Raw genomic sequence first — 20099 nt, 5'->3', positions numbered from 1 at the left:
TTTTTTGTCCTTCGATAACGAAATTGTATAAAAATGTTTCGAAAGTTAAATGCTATTAAAAAACAAACAAGGAGTAGTCAAATTGGAACACGAAGACATACGATTAACGTCAACAGAGATTTCTGCCTTGTGGACGCTCTATAACGAAAGTACGGCCACAAATTGTTTTTATAAGCATTTTCTTAAGCATCTGAAAGACAAGGAAATTATACCAATTATCGAAAAAGCTGTATCGTTGAATGATTCCATGATTAGCGACATAGAAAGAATATTAAGAGAAGAAAAGTTTCCTATTCCAAAAGGATTTTCTGATGAAGATGTTAACTTTTCTGCACCTGCACTCTTTACCGATTTGTACGCATTAAGTTTTGTCTATCGTGAGGAACGTGTCGTGCATGTACTTTATGCATCCATGTTAGGGAAAGTGGTTCGAAAAGATATTTTTGCCTTTATCGAGGAATGTTTATCTACTTCCGTTGCGTTGTATAAAAAGTCCCTTCATCTCATGGTATCCAAAGGAATTTATGATCGGTCACCGAAAATTGCTTATCCAGAGCATGTGGAGTTTGTTCAGGATCGGCCTTCCTTTCTAAATACATTGTTTGGTGAAGGAAGGCCACTCAATACATTAGAGATTGGTGAAATCTTTTGTACAATTGAACGAAATTGTATTGGATTGATACTACTGATGGGATTTATCCAAGTAACAACCGATAACAAAGTCAAAGAATACTTCAAAAAAGGGAAAAAATTAAGCGAAAAACAGATCGATACGTTTAACAAAATTTTAAAAGACAGCGAACAAGTTCCCATTTTCCCCATAACATTGGAGGTTACAGATTCAACGATATCGCCATTTTCGGAACGATTAATGATGTTCTTTATTACCTCAACAAATCAGGTCGGTTTTACGACTCTAAGTACTTCACTATCCGTCTCCATGAGAAAAGATTTAGGGTTGCACTATTCTCATTTTATAGGTGAGATCTTGAAATTCGGTAATGAGGGGCTAAACATTATGATTGAAAAAGAATGGATGGAGCAGCCACCTTTATCAACAAACAGGAAGGGTTAACTAAATAGGGCCCTCTTATTCCTTAAGATACAGAGAGCCCTTATAAGGTTTAATCCCTAACGTGAATCGCAATTTTTCCAAACTGTTTCCCTTGCTCTAAATAATCCATCGCTTCATTTGTTTGATCAAGTGTAAATGAATTGTCAACTATCGGGTGAATGTTATTGTCTTCGATGAATTTCAACATATCGCGAAGTTCTTCTCTACTCCCCATCGTTGAACCAATTAGTTGATACTGTCCATAGAAAAAATCACGCAGATTCAGTTCCACCGTATCTTCTGTTGATGAGCCGAAGATCACGATTCTGCCACCCTTTTTCAACAATTCCAATGATCGATTAAATGTTGCACGGCCTACACTGTCAATTACAAGATCTATTGTTTCATCTTTTAATTCCTCTAGCCAATTGCTTTCTGTATCAAGCGCAATATCCGCCCCTAATTTTTTTGCTTGATCACGTTTTTGTTCACTGCGAGAAGTAACAATAACACGCGCGCCCTTATGCTTGGCAAATGCGATCAGAAATGTTGCAACACCACTGCCTGCTCCTGGTATGAATACTGTGTCTCCTACTTTTAATTCGCCTTTCGTAAACAAAGCCCTGTAACCAGTTAACGCTGAAAGGGCAAGTACTCCAGCTTCTTCCCACGTTAAATGGGAAGGCTTATGCTCAACTTGTTCAGCTGACACAACAATTTTTTCAGCAAACGTTCCATTGTCAGGCATACCCAGAATATCAAATTCCTTTGGTGGCGCAACACTGTTTTCATACCACAGTAGTCCTGGATTAATGATCACCTCATCACCTGTGGAAAATTGCTCCACGCCCTTACCAACGGATTCAATTATCCCTGCCCCATCAGAGCCAATCACGAGCGCTTGCGCATCATTTCCCCTACGGTTAGGAATAAACAGATCCCGATGATTAAGACCGGCTGCACGAATTGCAATAACTACTTCTCCATCCCCTGCTACTGGATCATTCATATCCTTTATTAATAGATTTCCGTGATCATGAACAAATGCTTTCATTACAACCATCCTTTCAAAAATGAGTACTAAATTCTTCTAAATCCTGTTTACTGGTTATATCTCTTGAAAATAGTGGCACACGGATTAATTGCTGTTTAGTAAATGTTTCTTCAATCATTTGAAGATGTTGCTTTTCGTATTCTTTTCGTTTTTGTAAAAATTCCCCATCCGTGTTTTCTGGTAAAACTTTATTCACAATTAATGTTTTCACATGCAAGTGATAACGATCAAGTAATTTGATTGCTTTCTCCGTCTCTAAAATAGGAAGCCGTTCTGGATTTAAGACGAATATAAAACTCGTTAGCGCAGGGTTTAGTAACATTTCCCGCGCTTTGGCAAAGCGCTGCTGACGTTTTTTGAGAACATCATAAATTGGATCCTCGATTGGCTCCCCGTCGTTTAGAAGCTGTGAATAATTTTCGTTCGTTTTCTTACGTTTTTCCAACATTCCTTCAATCCATACTCCCATTAGTTCAGGTAATGATAATAATCGAATCGTGTGTCCTGTTGGTGCCGTATCAAAAATAATCGTATCATAATTCTCGCTCTCTTCCAGAATAATTGAGATTAGTTTGTCAAATAAAGCAGCTTCATCAGCACCTGGAGATGCCTTGGCTGTATCTAATTGACGATGGACCTCTTCCATCATACCGGAATGAACAACCCCTTTAATATTTTCCTTTACCCCTTTGATATAGTTGTTTGTTTCTACTTCAGGATCAATTTCCAGTGCAGAAAGTTGTTGTGAAATTCGGCTTATTTTTCCGCCAATTTTTTGATTAAATATATCACCAAGATTATGTGCTGGATCTGTTGAAACAAGTAGTGTTTTTTGTGCTTCATTTGCTGATTTCCAAGCTACTGCTGCGGCAGTTGTAGATTTCCCGACTCCGCCTTTCCCCCCGACAAAAACTATTTTTTTCGTTAATTCCTGCATGATAAATGCTCCTTCTTTTGGATGATTGATATCGGCTTTCTGGCTCTAGCAACAACGAATTCCGGACATTGGTGATTTCTCCATGCCCATTCGCAAATGCCAGTCGTGAAATTTTTCAATCATATACGGATACAATTCAAGCGTATAATAATAGACTGGATTTGGGATACCGATCATCTCAGAATATAGCAATAACAAAAATAAGTCATCCTCATTTCTTAACTCCCGCGCTATTTCTTGGCGATGTGGCATGCTTAGTACTTCTTCATAAAAGTCTACTAGTTTTTTTAATTTATCGAACATAATTTCACCTCATTTTTTAGAAAAAATGCATTCATAGTCAATGATAAAGCTTTTCGTAAGTTTAAATAAGCAGAAAAGGGATCACATTTTAAATGATCCCCCAAATCCCTAATTATTGAACAAATTGTTATTTTGCATTTATATTGTCATTTGGTATATCATTATCTGATTTCCCTAACAAGACAGATCCTGCGGTCAGCACAATCCATACTGCGAAGACAAAAATAATCGCACCAAACACAAATAACAACATATTTGAACTAGTACCAATCCATGACCATTCAAAGATCACTTGTTTAAACATGGCCCATAACGTCATAAACATCACGAAAATCATTGGAATTAACACGATCGCGTAGTTTCGGCCTAATCGTTTGAGCCAAATAGCAATCAGTAATAAACTAATTCCGGCAAGCAACTGGTTGGACGTTCCAAACAACGGCCAAAGGAGATAACCGCCTGAACCAAATCCTTTTGGTCCTTCAGGTATTAATACCAATGCAGCACTTGAGACAACAGCAACAGTTGTAGCTACATGTGTTTTTGATAACACTGGCATTTTATATTCGATACCTAACTCTGCAATAATATAACGCATAAGCCGTACGGATGTATCCAATGATGTAGCGGCAAAGCTAACCACAATAACGGAAACAATTGTTGCTGCTACATCAGCCGGGATCATTAAGCCCGTAGCTAATTTACTTGCACCTTCAACAAATACATTTAAACCTGCTCCATTAGCTGCTGTAAAACTACTATAGGTTGCTAAAAATTCATCTGCATTAGCAAAGAATGTAACAACAGCAATAATGGCGATTAACGCTAACGCACCTTCACCAACTGCACCTAAATAACCAACCATCCGTGCATCCGTTTCTTTGTTTAATTGTTTCGATGATGTTCCAGATGATACAAGTCCATGGAATCCAGAAATAGCTCCACATGCAATCGTAATAAACAATAACGGGAACCAAGAAACATCGGTATCCACATTTGTTGCTGGAGCCGTTATATCTGGATTCATAAAAATTAATCCTAAATAAAGAATGGCTAGACCAACAATTAGCTGATGCGAATTGATAAAGTCACGTGGCTGAAGCAATTTCCAAACTGGCATTGTCGAAGCAACATATACATATACCATTAAAATAATAATCCAAATGAAAAATGCTGACGAAACAGCACCTAAACCAAATAGCCCTTCACCATTTTCTCCACCCATGTATTGGACTAAATCAATTTGCAGAAAATCTACCTTACTAGCTATTACCGCTGTAATGTACATGATAGCTAAAGCGATTAAAGATGGTACAAGCATTTTCTGTTTTCGTTTGTATACAGCATAACCAATCCATATTGCAAGCGGAATTTGAATAAATACCGGTAAAACACTCGCCGGAAATGAAACAAACAAATTCGCAATTACCCAGGCAAACACAGCGTTTACCATTAAAACTAGTATAAGAATTATAAATAAAAACAAGATTTTCGCCCGCTGTCCAATCAATTTGTTTGCAAGTGTGCCGATTGATTGACCTTTGTTACGGACTGATAACACAAGTGTCCCAAAATCATGAACACCTGCAGCAAACACCGTTCCCAAAATAACCCATAAAAACGCAGGGAGCCAACCCCAATAAACTGCTATAGCTGGTCCAACAATTGGTGCTGCACCTGCAACAGAAGTAAAATGATGCCCCCAGAGCACAAATTTATTGGTAGGAACAAAATCAACGCCATCTTCATAAGTGTGTGCCGGTGTTTCGTAATTGGGGTCCAAACGAAAAATTTTCTCAGCAACAAATTTGGAATAATAACGATAGCCTAACGCAAAAACAATAATACCAATAATCGCAACCAAAATACCGCTCATCAATTCAACCTCCCTCATTTTATTTAGATAAACCCTGTGTACTTAGAGCTTAACCTACTAAAAAATATGAGAAAACTCTCTATTTTAGTACAACTATAACTGATAATTTTGAATATGTAAATATTTCTGTTAGGATTATTGAATTATTGTTGGGAGATGTTGAATGGATTCGGTTTCGAACCGATGTTTCTGCTCTGGCGCCGATGTTTCTGCTCTCGCGCCGATGTTTCTGCTCTCGCGCCGATGTTTCTGCTCTCGCGCCGATGTTTCTGCTCTCGCGCCGATACCCCTGTTCTCACGCCGATGTTCCTCCAGCGTTCGCAAAATAAAAAGGTGCCCACGGACAATTGATGGCACCTTTTCACATCATTATTATTTACAAGATAAACACAGCAAGCAATGTGGATATGACGAGCCCCAGCATGACTGGAACAAAATTTTTCCGGACGAGGTCCATAACAGAAACACCGCAAAAACCAGCAATTGCGATTAAGGAAGACCAGGCTACAATAGTTCCTCCACCAGTCCAGACGGAGCCCATTTGGCCAATTGCTGCGAGGGTACCAGAATCGATTACACTACTATCCAATGATGCTGCAAGTGCACCTGTCAAAGGTAATCCGGAAAAACCAGAACCATCTAATCCGGTAATAATTCCAATGATTAATACACTTAGCGCGGCAAGCAGGGCACTTTTTGGTAAAAACTCTTGCGTTGACTGAACGAGATCAAATAAAAACGCTGGCGGATTCTCATCTATCCCTAAAATACTACCGGAAAAATCAGCACTTCCTAAGAAGAAGAATCCTGCAATAGGGATAACTGGCCCCATTGCTTTAAAGGCAAATACAAATCCGTCGGTAATGTGATTGCTGATATAATCGAGTGCATGTTGCCTACCAAATGCGACTGTTGATAGAAGTAAGAGGATGACAGCAACCCCACCGACAAATGCCGCTCCGTCACCACCCTCAAAACCTGTCATTCTTCCTGACATCAGTTTGGCAGACATCATATAAACGACAACAGCAAGCAGAGCGATTGGAACAATGACAGAAAATAGTTTACTCCAAGTTGTGAGATGTGATGACTTTGCTACGTTCCTTGATTCTGATACAGTTTCCAGAGCTTCTAAATCTTTTTGTATCAATTCACTATCTTTTGAACGAATTGATTTTCGATACAACAAATAAGCAGCAGCTATTGCGATCCCACCGGTGATAAGTGAAAGCAATAATGCCTGATCAGTAACAACTTCAACTTCAATCCCAGCAGACTTAGCGGATAGGCTAGGAGCGACCTGCACAATATAATCAGAAGAAAGCGCCATCCCTTGCCCAGCAATTGCAATCGCTACCGCCGCCGTAATAGCCGGTAACCCTGCACGCACTGCTGCCGGAACAAGAAGTGCGCAAATTAATGGAACAGCTGGTGTAGGCCAGAAAAATAAGGAAATAACATACGTTACAGCAATAAGTACGAAAAATGAAACATGTCCATTAACCATCATCTTCTGAATCGGTTGTATCATCCTTCGATCCGCTCCGAGATCACGCAACGAATGCAACAGTGCCAACATAAATGTGATGATTAAAAATATACTAAAGAGCTCTTTTGCTGCAACCAAATTCGCATTAAAAATGGAAGTGAAACCGTCAATAAGACTACCATTATACACCCAGGCAATGACAAACGTTCCAAGTAATGTAGGGAGTACAACGCCACGTTTGAAAATCATTGTCAAAATAATAATTAGTGTAAATAACCCATATAGCCAATGCGATATCGTAAGCTCCACATGAACCTTCCTTTCTTCTTACGTGTGCTATAGCCTATGCAAATCGATAATAGGGAGTGAGAAAAAAGGAAGGTTCAAAAAACAATTTACTTTTGACACTGGAACAAGGTATGGTGTATTTAATTTAAAACGGACAAACGAGCTTACGCTTGTTTGTCCGTTTCAGAATCCAACTTTTCGGCACAATGATTACAATATAAGTTTCCATCTATTTGTTCACCATCAAAAAAGCCATTTTCACAATAAACAGCATCCCCACATGATTTACATTCGCCAATTAATTCCCGCAAAATGATCACCCCTATTTTCAGTATACTCAAAAAATATGCACTTCGCAAAATAGGTGCTGTGCACAAATCTATCTTTATTCATTTTCCCAAAAATAAAAGCCGTGCCAACTAAAGACAGTGGCACGACCCAACATATCGTGAGCGGAAAGCTAATGCTTATGCAGTTGCACTTAATAGTGTTCTTGGCTGTTTATGGAACAAGAAGAACACCGCGATTGTACAAATAATGAACGACGGAATAATGTATGAAATATTATAAAGCAATGAATAAATCCAGACATTCATGCCGTCAACTGCCGACTCGAAAAATACGACTCCTGCAGCAAAATGGGCAATAAAACGCAACATGGAACCGAGAAAGACACCAGTTAAAATATATGTTATAGATGTTGCCGTATTGCCTTCCTTAACTGCATGCTGAATTGGTTTTGCAAAAATGCCTGCAAAGCCGATCACAGTAAACGCTACCGCATAATCAAGCAGGCCTTGCCAAAAGTACAATATATATCCTGTGCCTAATGCTACTTGTAAAACACCCCATAGAAATCCTGACAATAATCCACCTTTTAATCCCCAACGAAAGGCGACAATAAATACCGGAATCATTGCCAATGAAATTGATCCGCCTTGTGCCCAAATTTTAAAAGATAAAAACGGAGCAAGATCCAATGCTAATGCTAACGCTGTAAAAATAGCTACTTCAATTAAAAACAATGTACGTTTCTCCTTCAAACAAATAACCTCCCCTTCTAGTAGACTAAAAATCTACCTGCGAAAATTTTGAACACAAAAAAAGCAATGTCAAAGGGGAAGCTTCCTGATGGGGAATCCGCTCACATTGCTTTTATACCATCAAAAAAGCTACCATCCCTACGCTAGTATTAACTAACAGGTTCAAAGGGTAAGAACAGCTCAGTGTTCACTCTCAGCCAAATGGGCTCCCCCTGTAGACTTTTATTTCTATGCTTTTTTCGTTACCTGTATTATAACGTATTCGCCAACCAGTGACAACGCTAGGATTTAAAGTGCCAAAAACTCCTCAACATCTTTTACACATAAACGGATGGCATTTTCCCAGAAGTCTGGTTTCGTCAAATCAATTCCTAAATGTTTTTCCGCTAAGTCTTCAACGGTCATTTTTCCGGTGTCACGAAGAAGTGCAATATAGTCATCTTCAAAACTACCACCTTTTTCAAGTGCAAATGCATAGATTCCGAGACTAAACAAATAACCGAACGTATATGGAAAATTATAAAATGGCGTTCCCGTGATGTGAAAATGCAGTTTAGACGCCCAGAAATTCGGATCGTACGTATCTAAAGCATCGCAATATGCCTCTTTTTGTGCCTCCACCATTAATTCATTTAGTCTAGGTACCGGAACCATACCTTGTTTTCGTTCATCATAAAATCGTTGCTCAAAAAGGAATCGCGCATGAATATTCATAAAAAAGGCAACACTCCGCTGTATTTTATCCTCTAGTACAGACAGTTTTTCCTCTTTGCTTTTAGCATTTTTCACTGATGCATCGGCAATAATCATTTCAGCAAACGTTGATGCCGTTTCTGCTACATTCATTGCATACCCCTGATTCAATCCATTCACATCATTCATTACATGCTGGTGGTAAGCATGGCCTAATTCATGGGCAAGGGTGGCAATATTAGAAGTTGTCCCAGAATATGTCATAAAAATACGTGTCTGTTCACTGTCTGGAAAACTTGTGCAGAATCCCCCTGGACGCTTTCCAGCACGATCTTCCGCCTCAATCCAACGATTATCAAAAGCCATTCGGGCAAAATCAGCCATTTTCGGACTAAAGTTTCGAAAATTCTCAACGATAAAGTTAGCCCCTTCTGTATAGCTGGAAGTTTTTACCGTATCGGTTAGTGGTGCCCCGATGTCATACATACTTAGTTTTTCCAATCCTAATAATTCCGCTTTTCTTTGCAAATAAGCAACAAACGTCTGTTTATGGTTCGTAATCGCGCCCCACATTGCGTCTAATGTTTCCTTTTTCATCCGATTAATCGCTAATGGCTCTTTTAAAACGTCCTGCCAATCACGATGTTTATAGGTTTGCAAACGAAATCCTGCCAAATGATTTAACGTTTGGCCAAATAAGTTAGTATTTTCCGACCATGCATCTCCTAACCTTTGAAATACATGTTGACGTACGGCACGATCTGGATTGCTCAATTTGTTAGCGGCTTGTCCTACTGAATAATTTGTAACTTCTCCATTATCTTCAATCGCAACATTCATATTCCCAACAACTGTTTCATACATTTGTCCCCAGCCATGGTATCCGTCTACCGCAAGATCATTAATAAGCACTTCTTGATCTGCTGATAACAGGTCTTTCGCCTTCTCCCTGTTTTCATCCAGGACAAAAGCAACTTGCTCTATATTTGGTCGTTTAAGCAAATCACTCCATGTTTGATCATCAATTGAGACTAATTTTTGTTCAAAATTTGTTTTAATCGCATCCATTTTCGCTTTTAACTCACTGCGTTTTCCAACTAAAACACTAGCCTTTTCATCTTTTACATTTTGTGCACTTAAACAACTAACAAAAGCAAATGCTTCCCGCAGTTTTTTCATTGTATGCTCTAGTTCATCAACAATTTTTTCTAACAGAGCAATATTGACATTTTCCTTAGCAGGTATGAAATCGTTAACGTAGCCAGCTAAGTCCTTCATCTCACGCTCTATCGTTGTGACATATGTATGAAATGCTTCTGACTCGCTCCCACCCGGAAAAATCACATCAAGGTCCCAAGTAGGCTTATACGTTGTTTGCATCAAATCTCTCCCTTTATAATAATTCTTACTTATTTTATTATAACGAAAAGTTAGTAAATGATCAGCATATAAGACTGAAAAAAAAGAGAGATTTTTAAATTCCTTCCTGCCGCTACTGACAGGAAGGCTCAAGATCCCTTAACCATCTTTCCTGTGATAATCTAACAGAAATTTATTTTTCACTACTTTTTTCTGCTTTTGCCAAACCGTTCTCACATAAAACTTTCTTCTGCTGTTTCCCCTTATTGGTTACATAATTATTTTTAAACCAGGCAACTACTGATGTAATAATGGTAAATAGTAATGCGACTGCTTGCTCGACTATCTCAGAATCTAATGGTAAAGGGGATTTTTTGAACAACACTAGGACCTGATTCACAAGCGCCAAAACTAGTGCAACTGTACGGACAATTGTACCTTTGTCCAATTCTCCCACCTCCTTCAAATCAACTTCCTATACTATTATTTTCAGTTGACGTAAATTTTGGAACGGCTCGTAGACTAAATTGGAGAAATAGATGTGGTCAATTCTTTTTACGTTTTCGATTAATGCGGTATCAATTAAACATAAAAAAACAACCCTGCAATCTAATGCAGAGTTGTCGATTATTTTGAAGGTCGTTTAATTGGTAGTACTCCATTGGTTATTCGTGACGCATAAATATTGAAAACAACTACACCAAAAATAACAATGATTAATGCACTGATAAACTGCATGGCGATACTAACAATATCATTTGGAATGATATCCATAAGGAAACGGGAAAAATAATACAAGACCAAACTACCAATTCCCATGATAAGAATAAATGTCACTAGCACACCGATTATTTGTTTAATTGATAGCTTCTTCCATACTTCCCTATGTTTAAATGCTGCGTAAATTACGTAGATGATTAGAATAATGATCATCATTACTGCACGGTTCATGTTATAGCTCCTTCATTACGAATGAATCGGCTTTCCTTCCTCAACAGCTTTCTTTAACAATTGCTGCATGTAGCCAATTCCCTTACATTGCAAAAGTGGAAATGACGCTGGTACAGAATCACCAAAACTTTCATATACTACTTTTTTGTATTTTTTACCTGTTAATACGATTAATTCATCATATTGATCTAACTGTTTATCCTTCACTTGTTTTCGCAAGCGCTCCATCGAAATGATTTCATCACTTTTCTGGTTAAATGTAACATCATACGGACCGTCAACAATATCATCTGCAAATAAAAAACCATGCTTTGCTGATAGAATCACCCAATTGTCCGTAAAAGCTTTCGCGTACTGACGACAGAGATTATGAAATGTTCCAATGTAAGCCTCACTTGCTGAAACGGCACCTAATTCAGGATGTTTATCCCAAACCTTCTTAATACCGCATGGAATAATACTTAATTGTTTCATATATACATCCCTCTATTTCTAATGTTACCACACATAGCCGTCGGGGTTATTTCCACCATTAAAAGAGTTATTCTTTTGAAGATGTCCTCCATTAAAAACATATTCGAGAAAATCCATTGTTTCACTTGATGTTAATTGTTCACCATCGACTGTAATACTTTGAATATCGAATGCATTCGAATCTTCTTCCGTATAAAATTCAATCTGGATATCGTACTGATAATCATTAATTTGCTTTACCCCGTTATATGCTACAACAATAAAATTTGAACTACTCGTTGCTTCCTGCCATTCCCCATGTTCAAAAAATTCATCAAACGTTTTTCCCACTGTTCTATCCGGATACTGTTCAAATGATCCATGTTTTATCTGATCAACTACATCAAAATTCATCGGGATAAACCACATAGGGACAACATACACAACGACCATAATAACGATGGATAACAAGACGCCAAGAAAACTTGCTTCCCCTTTATGCTTTAGTGTCACATGTTTTACATCTTCAGCCGGCTGTGTATTGCGAATCGCATGCACTTTTTTCATGGTATGTTTTTTGTACAAATAATTACCAAATAACCCTAATAATACAGAAAGTCCAACCGAAATAGAACGGTCAATTGGGTCGATGACTGCATCTACACTATATTGATAGTTAAATAGATAAAGTGCGAAATCAATTGCTAAAAATAAAATCGCAATAAAAAAAACTTCGCGGTACATTTTCCGGTACCCTAACCATAACGTACTAAAAAAGAATGCCGGGAAATTCCATGATGATGGATTTCCTTTCTCCTCCATTCGATCCCACTTAGACTGATAAAAGGAGTATTTATCCCCAACAAAATCACGTACATCATCATTGATGGAAGTCGTTTCATAGGATTCATGAAAAGATGGATCAGAGTTCGTCGCTACTGTTGAAGTAGGCTGTTTCACTTTATGACCACATTCGGTACAAAAGCTCGCATCTGCATCCAGTTCTGTCCCACAATTCGCACAATACATAGAAGTCCTCCCCATTCCATACTTGATTTTATTATAGCATTACTACACCTCTTTTTGCGATAACTAAATCATGTTTATTCAAGAACTTATACGGGAAAATAAACAATTAGAAATAATTACTTGACATTATTAATTTATAATTCTATACTTAATAACGAAAAGTAACTAACGTATTAAAAATACCTTTTGGAGGGATTTCGAATGGCAAAAACAAAATGGACAGTTGATCCAGTTCACAGTTCACTAGAATTTGTTGTTAAACACATGATGATTTCAAAAGCAAAGGGAGAATTTACTGAATTTGAAGCTACCATAGAGGCAGATCCAGAAGATTTATCCGGTTCAACGATCGAATTTAGTGTTGACGTAAACAGTATTGATACACGTAAAGAAGACCGTGACAACCATTTACGCTCAGCAGACTTCTTTGATGTTGAAAATCATCCCAAGATGACATTTAAGGTAACGGATATTAAAAAGAAAGCTGAAAATAATTATGATGTAACAGGGGATTTGACTATCCGTGGAACAACAAAACCTGTAACATTTGATGTTGATTTTGAAGGTCAGCACAAAGACCCAATGAGTGGTGACACAGTCGCTGGCTTTAGTGGAAGCGCAGAAATTAATCGAAAAGACTTTGGCCTAACATGGAATGCTGCACTTGAAACTGGCGGTGTGCTAGTTGGGGAAAACGTTAAACTAAACGTGGAAATTGAAGCACATAAAGAAGCATAAATGAGATGGTAAAGAGGCTTTCCTATTCGGAAAGCCTCTTTTTTACTCCTTCATATCTTGTTTAACATCATCACCTTTGAGGAAAAGCATAATAGAGGTAATTAGAAGGAGGAATATATTAATGGGATTAAATGTCGCGCAAAAATTAATAAAAGACCATCTAATATCAGGATCACTTCAAAAAGGAGAAGAAATCGGGCTGAAAATTGACCAAACACTGACACAAGATGCCACAGGAACAATGGTCATGCTTGAGTTAGAAGCAATGGGGTTAGACTATGCAAAGACAGAAGCATCAGCCCAATATGTTGATCATAATTTAATCCAAGTGGACAACAAGAACCCTGATGATCATTTATTTCTCGAAAGCGCCACACAACGTTTCGGCTTGCATTATAGCCGTCCTGGTAACGGTGTAAGCCACCCTGTTCACATGCAGCGATTAGCGAAACCTGGAAAAACACTACTTGGATCTGATAGTCATACGTGTGCAAATGGCTGTATGGGGATGCTTGCCATAGGTGCTGGTGGTATTGACGTAGCGATGGCTATTGCTGGTGAACCAATTTACATTAAGATGCCGGAAGTGTTAGGAGTCAAACTAGTGGGAGATCTTCCTGACTGGGTAAGTGCCAAAGATGTGATTTTGGAAATGCTAAGACGCTATGATGTCAAAGGTGGTGTCGGTAAAATCATTGAATATTATGGTCCAGGATTAGAACACTTAACCGCAATGGATCGCCATGTAATTGCAAATATGGGTGCAGAACTTGGTGCAACAGCCACCGTCTTTCCGTCGGACAAGGAAGTAAATCGTTTCTTGAAAAAGCAAAATCGAATGGCAGATTGGCATGAACTAGTAGCTGATAATGATGCTAGTTATGATCTACTCGAAACGATAGATCTCTCCGAATTAGTGCCAATGGTGGCAAAACCATCAAGCCCGGGGAATGTTGTAAAAGTAAGCGAATTAGAGGAAACACCGATTTATCAATCCTATATTGGTTCATCCGCAAATCCTGGCTTTCGTGATTTTGCAATTGCTGCAGAAATTGTAAAAGATAAGCAAATTGCGACGGGGCTATCATTTGATATCAATCCTACATCACGGCAAATGCTGACAGATCTTGTTGGAGAACTTCATATTGCCAGTCTTTTACAATCTGGCGCGCGACTACACCAAGCTGGTTGTAACGGGTGTATCGGGATGGGACAAGCCCCAGCGTCAGGTAGAAATAGCTTACGAACAACACCACGAAATTTTCCTGGTCGTTCAGGTACTCGTGAAGACAGTGTTTATTTAGCAAGTCCAGAAACCGCTGCTGCATCTTCGTTAACAGGAAAAATCACAGACCCTAGAACATTAGATTTTGCCTATCCGAAAGTGAATGAACCTATTGCGCCGACAGTAGATGATCACTTATTAGATGAACCACTCCCATACCAAGAAGCTCAACATGTCGCTCTTGTTAAGGGGCCGAATATTGTATCAATTCCGGAAATGGATACATTACCAAATGAAACGGAAATCCCAATTTTATTACATGTTGGTGATAACATATCAACAGATGAAATCCTTGCTGGCGGAGCCCGTGTCTTACCGTTTCGCAGTAATTTGCCCGAAATTAGTAAATTTACGTTTGAAGCAATCGATCCATCTTATTATGAACGGGGAATGAATAGCAAAGAAACTGGCGGTCATGCCATTATTGGTGGCTATAATTATGGTCAGGGATCAAGCCGTGAACATGCTGCACTTGCACCAAGATATCTAGGACTACGTGTTGTGATTGCGAAGGACTATGCACGTATCCATTGGCAAAACCTTGTAAACTTTGGTGTGTTACCTTTAACATTTGCCAATAAGGAAGATTTCACCAAATTGGCGCAAGGAGACGTTCTCGAATTCGCCAATTTACATGAAACCATTGCTAAACAACAAGAGTTTTCAGTATCGATAAAAGGTAGAGATGATAAAGTAAACGTGAAACATGCTTTATCAGAGCGGCAGGTCCATATTGTGTTAGAAGGCGGCCTGATTAATTGGATTCGAGCTAAACAGGTATGACAGCTTTTGGGGATGAGTGATGCCTTTTTGGGATGATGTTTCTGATCTTGTGAGATGTTTTCCTGGTTCTTCCGGCTAATGTTCTTGCTCTTGGGACGATGTTTTGGCTTTCGCGCCGATGTTTCCGCTCTCGGGACGATGTTTTGGCTTTCGCGCCGATGTTTCCGCTCTCGGGACGATGTTTCTGCTTTCGCGCCGATGTTTCCGCTCTCGGGACGATGTTTTCCCGTTTCGGTGTGATACTCTCACAAATCAAGTTGATGACGGGGGACATTCTTCGTCCAATCTTAAAAAACTGAACCCAATTTCTTTTGGGTTCAGCTTTTTAAATTATATTCACTGCCTCATCTTCTATAAAAAGATGGAGTGCCCATTACGCATTTACCATCTTCACAAATTTATTTTCATAAATACGTTTCTTTTTCGTGTTATTTGTCGCATCAAAAAAGGCAATAACATCGGCAAATGCATTTTCTAACAGTTCACGATCCTTTATTTTCTCCAATTGTTCAATCGCTCGTTCATAATTAATCCCCGCAAGGTGCTTATCTTCTTTATCCTTGTGTTCCAAACAATACGCATATTGCATGTAAACCATACCAAGCTTACGGTCTGATTTTCCAGATTGTTTTTTATACATATCAATTGCTCGTTAATAATATGGTACTGCTTCATTTAATTTTGATTGGTCAAAATAATAAAAAGCCATTTCAATTAATGCTTCGGCATGAACAAGTGTTTTATATAAAGCTGAATCATCAATAAGTCCAAGTGTTTGTTCCAAATAAGAATAAGCCATTTCATAATCATTACGACTGCCATAAATTTTTGCCAGGCTAACTAGGCTATTAATTTTCATTTCTTTGTTCTCATCCGCAAGTTCAACGGCTTTCTGCAAATACTCAATCGCTTCCTTTTGCTCATTTTTCGTTGAATAAAGCATACCAATTTTAAAATGCAAATAAAGAATCATGTATTTATCCCGTATATCATCTGCTTGAAAATAGATTAATCCTTGCTTAAAGTACTTAATCGCACGTGTGAATTTTTCCAACTGCTCTTCCGCCTCACCCAAAACCAAATAACCGCGTGCAAGCTTGATGCGATCAGATTCTGCATCCGCCTCCATTCGTTTCACTGCATCTGATAAAATTCTACGGGCAAGTTTATAATCACTCATAAAAGCAAGTTCACCTAACGTGATAAGCTCATTACCACTCATGCTTTCTGCTTCATTGTAAAGTTGTTGAATAATTTCAGAAGACTTCCTAAACTCCTCAATTTGGGCATGGCTCACTGCTTCAAGTAGCATTAAGAGCTTCACAAGTCGCTTATTATCCTGCTATTTTTCCCGAAAATTGTGCGGACTTTGAAAGTACATTGGGAAAATGGTTACGCTTAAACTCTTCTAATAATTCCTGTAAGTCACCTTTGTTTGCTTCATTCATTGTTTGTTCAAATTGTTCTTCCAAGTTTAAAATATCTTTATTCGACATTGCTTCAATCCCCTATCAAGTAGCTTATTGTTCAGTCTAACCATAAAAAATGAATTAAAAAATTTTTCCACTATATTGTAGCGAAAAAGTCAACTCATTGCTGCTTTTTTCCTTAACTTTCATGAAATGATCATATTTCATGTTATAATTGAACTAACAAGGGGGGCGTGATTTCATGATTGTTTTTTACGATAGCTTTTGTTCCATGTGCCGAAACAGTTCAATCATTTGGAAGAAATTCGACTGGAATAATCATTTAATATTTGAGTCGTTCCGTGACTTAGAAAATTATCCAAAAGCAATGGAAGAGAACCTTCATGTAAAAGAAAATGGAAAATGGTATGTGGGATTCACTGCTTTAATTCAAATTGCGAAGCACCTTCCATTACTATGGATACTTGTTCCGTTTCTCTATTTTTTTAAAATCATTGGTTTAGGGGATTTCATCTACAAAAAAGTTGCCGCGAACAGAAAACTAATCCCCGTTAATCAATGTGACGATAAGGGGTGCCAACTTCCTACTAATAAAGATTGACATTACTCCGTTTTCCTTTCCACTGAATCAGAGGAGTAAATGGTTATGCTCATTTTTCCATCCTTGGCATCCGCTCTAATTAATATAGGGTGATTGTATTCATTTTTAAACGCAAAATCCGGTCCATACCAGCTTACTGTTGCATCACGGCCTGGTGGAACATATGGTACACTCCTACTGTGTGAATATCGCTCGACAATTTCAATACCAACTAAATTGACTGCATTATACAATGTTGAGGAAACCTGACAGATCCCCCCACCAATATCCTCTGCTAGCTCACCTTTCACAATGACTGGAGCACGTTTATACCCTTTTTCTTTCGTTCGTTTTCCAACAACATTATTAAACGAAAATGTCTCTCCTGGAAAAAGCACATGATTATTTATTGCAGCCGCTGACAATTCAATATTGCGGGTTCGCTCTTTATTGCTTGATTTAAAAAAGGTCTCATAACTCCCAATTTCATTCTCTTTAATTTCTGCCAGCAATTCACTGTCCACCTTGGGAAATACCTTTTTTTTCGGCACTTCTACCTTAACAGGTTTTCCATCGTAAAAAAATTTACGGAACAACACATTAAACTTTTGTCGATCAATCGTTATTCCTGGTTTCTCTTTAACAATTTCACCGCTATCATTAAGGGAAGCGTTTACTGGCTTTTTACGTATTTTCTGCTCTAGGTTGTCAAGCAACAGATCCATTTTTTCATCTTCAATAAAGGGACCATTTAAAAAAGGAAGGGAATAATGATCACGTGTAACTGTTGTTAATATGTTACCTTGATCAGTCACCGTTAATTCATTGGGGGTTATGGTTAACGGCGTAAACGTTAACAGAATAGAAAAAATGACCGATTTCATTCATCTCAACCTCCTGTGCTTAGTATTCGAAGTTGGAGGGAATTCATGTGAAAAAATGTGAGAAAAAAACTCCCTATAAAGTTTAGGGAGTTTTTAACATCCATTAACGGAAATCTCTTGTATTTTCCATGCTTCGACTAGCACATGCATAACCTACGACCGATGCAAGTGCAGCTAAAATAAAATATAGTATTCCTTTTTTCATTCCATATATCCTCCTCATTCTTCCCTACACACTTCCGAGTAGGTCAACGTTTAGCGGGAAAATCATTGTGCTTACGATTAAAATGGACGTACTTTTCCTTTTTTAAGGAGCAATTTTGGTCCGCCTTGTAAGAACAATGAACGGTTGTCAATTACTTTTTTCATGGTAGCAGCTGACTTACCATACAATTTTGTGCCTGAGAAAACAGTTCCCATTGCATCTGTTACACCAAGAGAAGCAACTGTTCCTTTGTCATCAAACACAAAGTTTGTTAATGGCTGATGATGAAGAAGTGCATAAATATTACTTGCACATGTTGTTGCGTGTTGCATTGCTGCTTGTGCTGTTGGTGGGAATGGACGTCCTTCTTTTTCATTCATTACCCATGCACAGTCACCAAGAATGAAAACATTTTCTTCGCCTGGTGCACGCATGTCACCATTTACCGTAACTTTTCCTTTGGTCAATTCAAAACCAGATTTAGATAATACTGGACTACCTGTTACACCGCCAGTCCAAACAATTGTTCCAGCTTTAATTTCTTCGTTATCATCACCAACAACGAAACTACCTGCTTTACATTCTTTGATTGCAGCTCCTTCACGGAATTCTACACCGCGTTCTTGTAATGATTGTTTCGCGTAAGCAACCAATTCTTTATCGAAACCAGGCATGATAGATGGTGCTGCCTCCACATTAATGATACGAACTTTACTGCGGTCAATATCGTATTTCTTACATAACTGTGGAACTTTTTCAGCTAGCTCACCAACGAATTCAATTCCTGTGAAGCCACCGCCACCGACTAAGATATTTAGGCTGTCCTCATCTTTCTCTGCACTATTTTTATATTGAATAAATTGATACTCAATATGTTCACGGATTAACTGACTTGAATCGATATCTTGGATAAAGAATGCATTTTCTTCCATTCCTTTTATACCAAATGTGTTTGTTACAAACCCAAGTGAAATAACTAAATAATCGTAAGAAATTTCACTGTTTTCCAACACAACAAGATTTTCATCTCGTTTTACTTCCACAACAGAATCATAAATTAAGCGAACGCGATTTGGATTAATGACATCGCTAATCATAAAACGTGCTTGGTTATGATTAATTGTTCCTGCAGCTACCTCATGTAGCCAAGTTGTTTCATAATGATAATTGTGTTTGTTGACGAGTACAATCTCTGCCTCTTCAGCACCTAACTTTTGTGACAATTTTTTTGTTGTCATCATTCCTGCATAACCTGCACCAAGGACAACAATTTTTGGTTTGTTCATTGTCTTATCCACCTTCCCTTTCATTTCATTTGCAAGTAAATAATGCTTACAGATAAAATAATTACATTAAAGAGGTTGTTCAAAAAGTCCGGTAAAAATGACACATCGAATTTCTTCGTTGGCTTGTTTCTCCGCTGCTTGGAAAAGAAAATCACTTTTCCTGCGTGCGAAGTGAACTCAGGGAAGCTTTCCTTAGTGCTCGAAACTACGTCGCCACGAACTTTTCGGTCCTTTTTATCCTCCTTTTTGAACACATTCTTAAATAAAATTCCTTATGTAACAACATATCCATAATATCAAAGTTTTTATAAATAGGCTAACAATTAAATATTGTCATAGAAAAGTCAGAATTTCTGTGATAATTATCATAGGTATTTTT

General features: G+C 38.2%; 23 protein-coding genes and 1 riboswitch. Of the genes, 4 read left to right on the top strand and 19 right to left on the bottom strand.

Features of this window, described 5'->3' with window-relative positions; all coding sequences use genetic code 11:
- The first annotated feature begins 82 nt into the window (after positions 1 to 82).
- The gene (locus tag ACW2QC_RS05120) at positions 83 to 1075 is read left to right on the top strand and encodes a DUF3231 family protein (RefSeq protein ID WP_457542912.1); all 993 of its coding nucleotides are present in this window, start codon (positions 83 to 85) and stop codon (positions 1073 to 1075) included.
- A gap of 49 nt (positions 1076 to 1124) precedes the next feature.
- Here the strand turns inward: ACW2QC_RS05120 and ACW2QC_RS05115 are convergent, their stop codons facing one another.
- From ACW2QC_RS05115 to ACW2QC_RS05055, 13 genes are all read right to left on the bottom strand, one after another.
- Positions 1125 to 2108: a zinc-binding dehydrogenase gene (locus tag ACW2QC_RS05115; protein ID WP_457542911.1), complete on the bottom strand. Its 984-nt coding sequence runs from the start codon at positions 2106 to 2108 to the stop codon at positions 1125 to 1127.
- 13 nt (positions 2109 to 2121) lie between these two features.
- Positions 2122 to 3045, bottom strand: coding sequence for an ArsA family ATPase (locus tag ACW2QC_RS05110; protein ID WP_457542910.1), 924 nt, complete (start codon positions 3043 to 3045; stop codon positions 2122 to 2124).
- A 45-nt stretch (positions 3046 to 3090) separates the two neighbouring features.
- Complete coding sequence (locus ACW2QC_RS05105; protein WP_457542909.1) at positions 3091 to 3348, bottom strand: cory-CC-star protein; 258 nt, start codon at positions 3346 to 3348, stop codon at positions 3091 to 3093.
- Between the two features lie 127 nt (positions 3349 to 3475).
- Positions 3476 to 5224: a carbon starvation CstA family protein gene (locus tag ACW2QC_RS05100; protein ID WP_457542908.1), complete on the bottom strand. Its 1749-nt coding sequence runs from the start codon at positions 5222 to 5224 to the stop codon at positions 3476 to 3478.
- A gap of 135 nt (positions 5225 to 5359) precedes the next feature.
- A complete protein-coding gene (locus ACW2QC_RS05095) occupies positions 5360 to 5581 on the bottom strand; it encodes a hypothetical protein (protein WP_457542907.1) in 222 nt (73 codons plus the stop codon).
- Between the two features lie 19 nt (positions 5582 to 5600).
- Positions 5601 to 7022 (bottom strand): hypothetical protein, encoded by a 1422-nt coding sequence (locus ACW2QC_RS05090; RefSeq protein ID WP_457542906.1) that lies wholly within the window; start codon positions 7020 to 7022, stop codon positions 5601 to 5603.
- A gap of 143 nt (positions 7023 to 7165) precedes the next feature.
- The gene (locus ACW2QC_RS05085; RefSeq protein ID WP_457542905.1) at positions 7166 to 7312 is read right to left on the bottom strand and encodes a hypothetical protein; all 147 of its coding nucleotides are present in this window, start codon (positions 7310 to 7312) and stop codon (positions 7166 to 7168) included.
- A 156-nt stretch (positions 7313 to 7468) separates the two neighbouring features.
- Positions 7469 to 8044, bottom strand: coding sequence for an energy-coupled thiamine transporter ThiT (gene thiT, locus ACW2QC_RS05080; RefSeq protein ID WP_457542904.1), 576 nt, complete (start codon positions 8042 to 8044; stop codon positions 7469 to 7471).
- 117 nt (positions 8045 to 8161) lie between these two features.
- Positions 8162 to 8267, bottom strand: a riboswitch (TPP riboswitch).
- A gap of 65 nt (positions 8268 to 8332) precedes the next feature.
- Positions 8333 to 10117 carry a M3 family oligoendopeptidase gene (locus ACW2QC_RS05075; protein ID WP_457542903.1) on the bottom strand — a complete coding sequence of 595 codons (1785 nt, stop codon included), beginning with the start codon at positions 10115 to 10117 and terminating at the stop codon, positions 8333 to 8335.
- Positions 10118 to 10289: 172 nt separating this feature from the next.
- Entirely contained in the window at positions 10290 to 10553 is a 264-nt protein-coding gene (locus tag ACW2QC_RS05070) for a phage holin (RefSeq protein ID WP_457543082.1), read from the bottom strand.
- Positions 10554 to 10723: 170 nt separating this feature from the next.
- Positions 10724 to 11047 (bottom strand): hypothetical protein, encoded by a 324-nt coding sequence (locus tag ACW2QC_RS05065; RefSeq protein WP_457542902.1) that lies wholly within the window; start codon positions 11045 to 11047, stop codon positions 10724 to 10726.
- A gap of 15 nt (positions 11048 to 11062) precedes the next feature.
- Positions 11063 to 11521 (bottom strand): DUF6884 domain-containing protein, encoded by a 459-nt coding sequence (locus tag ACW2QC_RS05060; RefSeq protein WP_457542901.1) that lies wholly within the window; start codon positions 11519 to 11521, stop codon positions 11063 to 11065.
- 24 nt (positions 11522 to 11545) lie between these two features.
- The gene (locus ACW2QC_RS05055; protein WP_457542900.1) at positions 11546 to 12529 is read right to left on the bottom strand and encodes a DUF2628 domain-containing protein; all 984 of its coding nucleotides are present in this window, start codon (positions 12527 to 12529) and stop codon (positions 11546 to 11548) included.
- A 201-nt stretch (positions 12530 to 12730) separates the two neighbouring features.
- On the opposite strand from ACW2QC_RS05055, the gene ACW2QC_RS05050 reads away from it, so the two are divergent.
- Both ACW2QC_RS05050 and ACW2QC_RS05045 read left to right on the top strand, forming a co-directional pair.
- On the top strand, positions 12731 to 13267 hold the full coding sequence (locus ACW2QC_RS05050) for a YceI family protein (RefSeq protein WP_457542899.1): 537 nt from the start codon (positions 12731 to 12733) through the stop codon (positions 13265 to 13267).
- A gap of 121 nt (positions 13268 to 13388) precedes the next feature.
- Positions 13389 to 15335 carry an aconitate hydratase gene (locus ACW2QC_RS05045; RefSeq protein ID WP_457542898.1) on the top strand — a complete coding sequence of 649 codons (1947 nt, stop codon included), beginning with the start codon at positions 13389 to 13391 and terminating at the stop codon, positions 15333 to 15335.
- Between the two features lie 75 nt (positions 15336 to 15410).
- On the opposite strand, the gene ACW2QC_RS05040 is transcribed toward ACW2QC_RS05045, so the two are convergent.
- From ACW2QC_RS05040 to ACW2QC_RS05025, 4 genes are all read right to left on the bottom strand, one after another.
- Complete coding sequence (locus ACW2QC_RS05040; protein WP_457542897.1) at positions 15411 to 15584, bottom strand: hypothetical protein; 174 nt, start codon at positions 15582 to 15584, stop codon at positions 15411 to 15413.
- A 124-nt stretch (positions 15585 to 15708) separates the two neighbouring features.
- Positions 15709 to 15975, bottom strand: a complete 267-nt coding sequence (locus ACW2QC_RS05035; RefSeq protein ID WP_457542896.1) for a hypothetical protein — start codon at positions 15973 to 15975, stop codon at positions 15709 to 15711.
- A 12-nt stretch (positions 15976 to 15987) separates the two neighbouring features.
- Positions 15988 to 16659, bottom strand: coding sequence for a hypothetical protein (locus ACW2QC_RS05030; protein ID WP_457542895.1), 672 nt, complete (start codon positions 16657 to 16659; stop codon positions 15988 to 15990).
- Positions 16660 to 16669: 10 nt separating this feature from the next.
- Positions 16670 to 16831 (bottom strand): hypothetical protein, encoded by a 162-nt coding sequence (locus tag ACW2QC_RS05025; protein ID WP_457542894.1) that lies wholly within the window; start codon positions 16829 to 16831, stop codon positions 16670 to 16672.
- A gap of 175 nt (positions 16832 to 17006) precedes the next feature.
- Between ACW2QC_RS05025 and ACW2QC_RS05020 the strand changes: the two genes are divergently transcribed.
- Positions 17007 to 17366 (top strand): thiol-disulfide oxidoreductase DCC family protein, encoded by a 360-nt coding sequence (locus ACW2QC_RS05020; RefSeq protein ID WP_457542893.1) that lies wholly within the window; start codon positions 17007 to 17009, stop codon positions 17364 to 17366.
- Positions 17367 to 17368: 2 nt separating this feature from the next.
- Here ACW2QC_RS05020 and ACW2QC_RS05015 read toward each other — a convergent pair whose 3' ends face one another.
- A complete protein-coding gene (locus ACW2QC_RS05015) occupies positions 17369 to 18229 on the bottom strand; it encodes a VanW family protein (protein WP_457542892.1) in 861 nt (286 codons plus the stop codon).
- A gap of 282 nt (positions 18230 to 18511) precedes the next feature.
- Positions 18512 to 19720: an NAD(P)/FAD-dependent oxidoreductase gene (locus tag ACW2QC_RS05010; RefSeq protein ID WP_457542891.1), complete on the bottom strand. Its 1209-nt coding sequence runs from the start codon at positions 19718 to 19720 to the stop codon at positions 18512 to 18514.
- Between the last annotated feature and the right edge of the window lie 379 nt (positions 19721 to 20099).

The organism is Virgibacillus sp. FSP13 (assembly GCF_054048505.1).
Note: the sequence above shows the minus strand (reverse complement) of the source record. Positions and strands in the feature narration are given on the sequence as shown.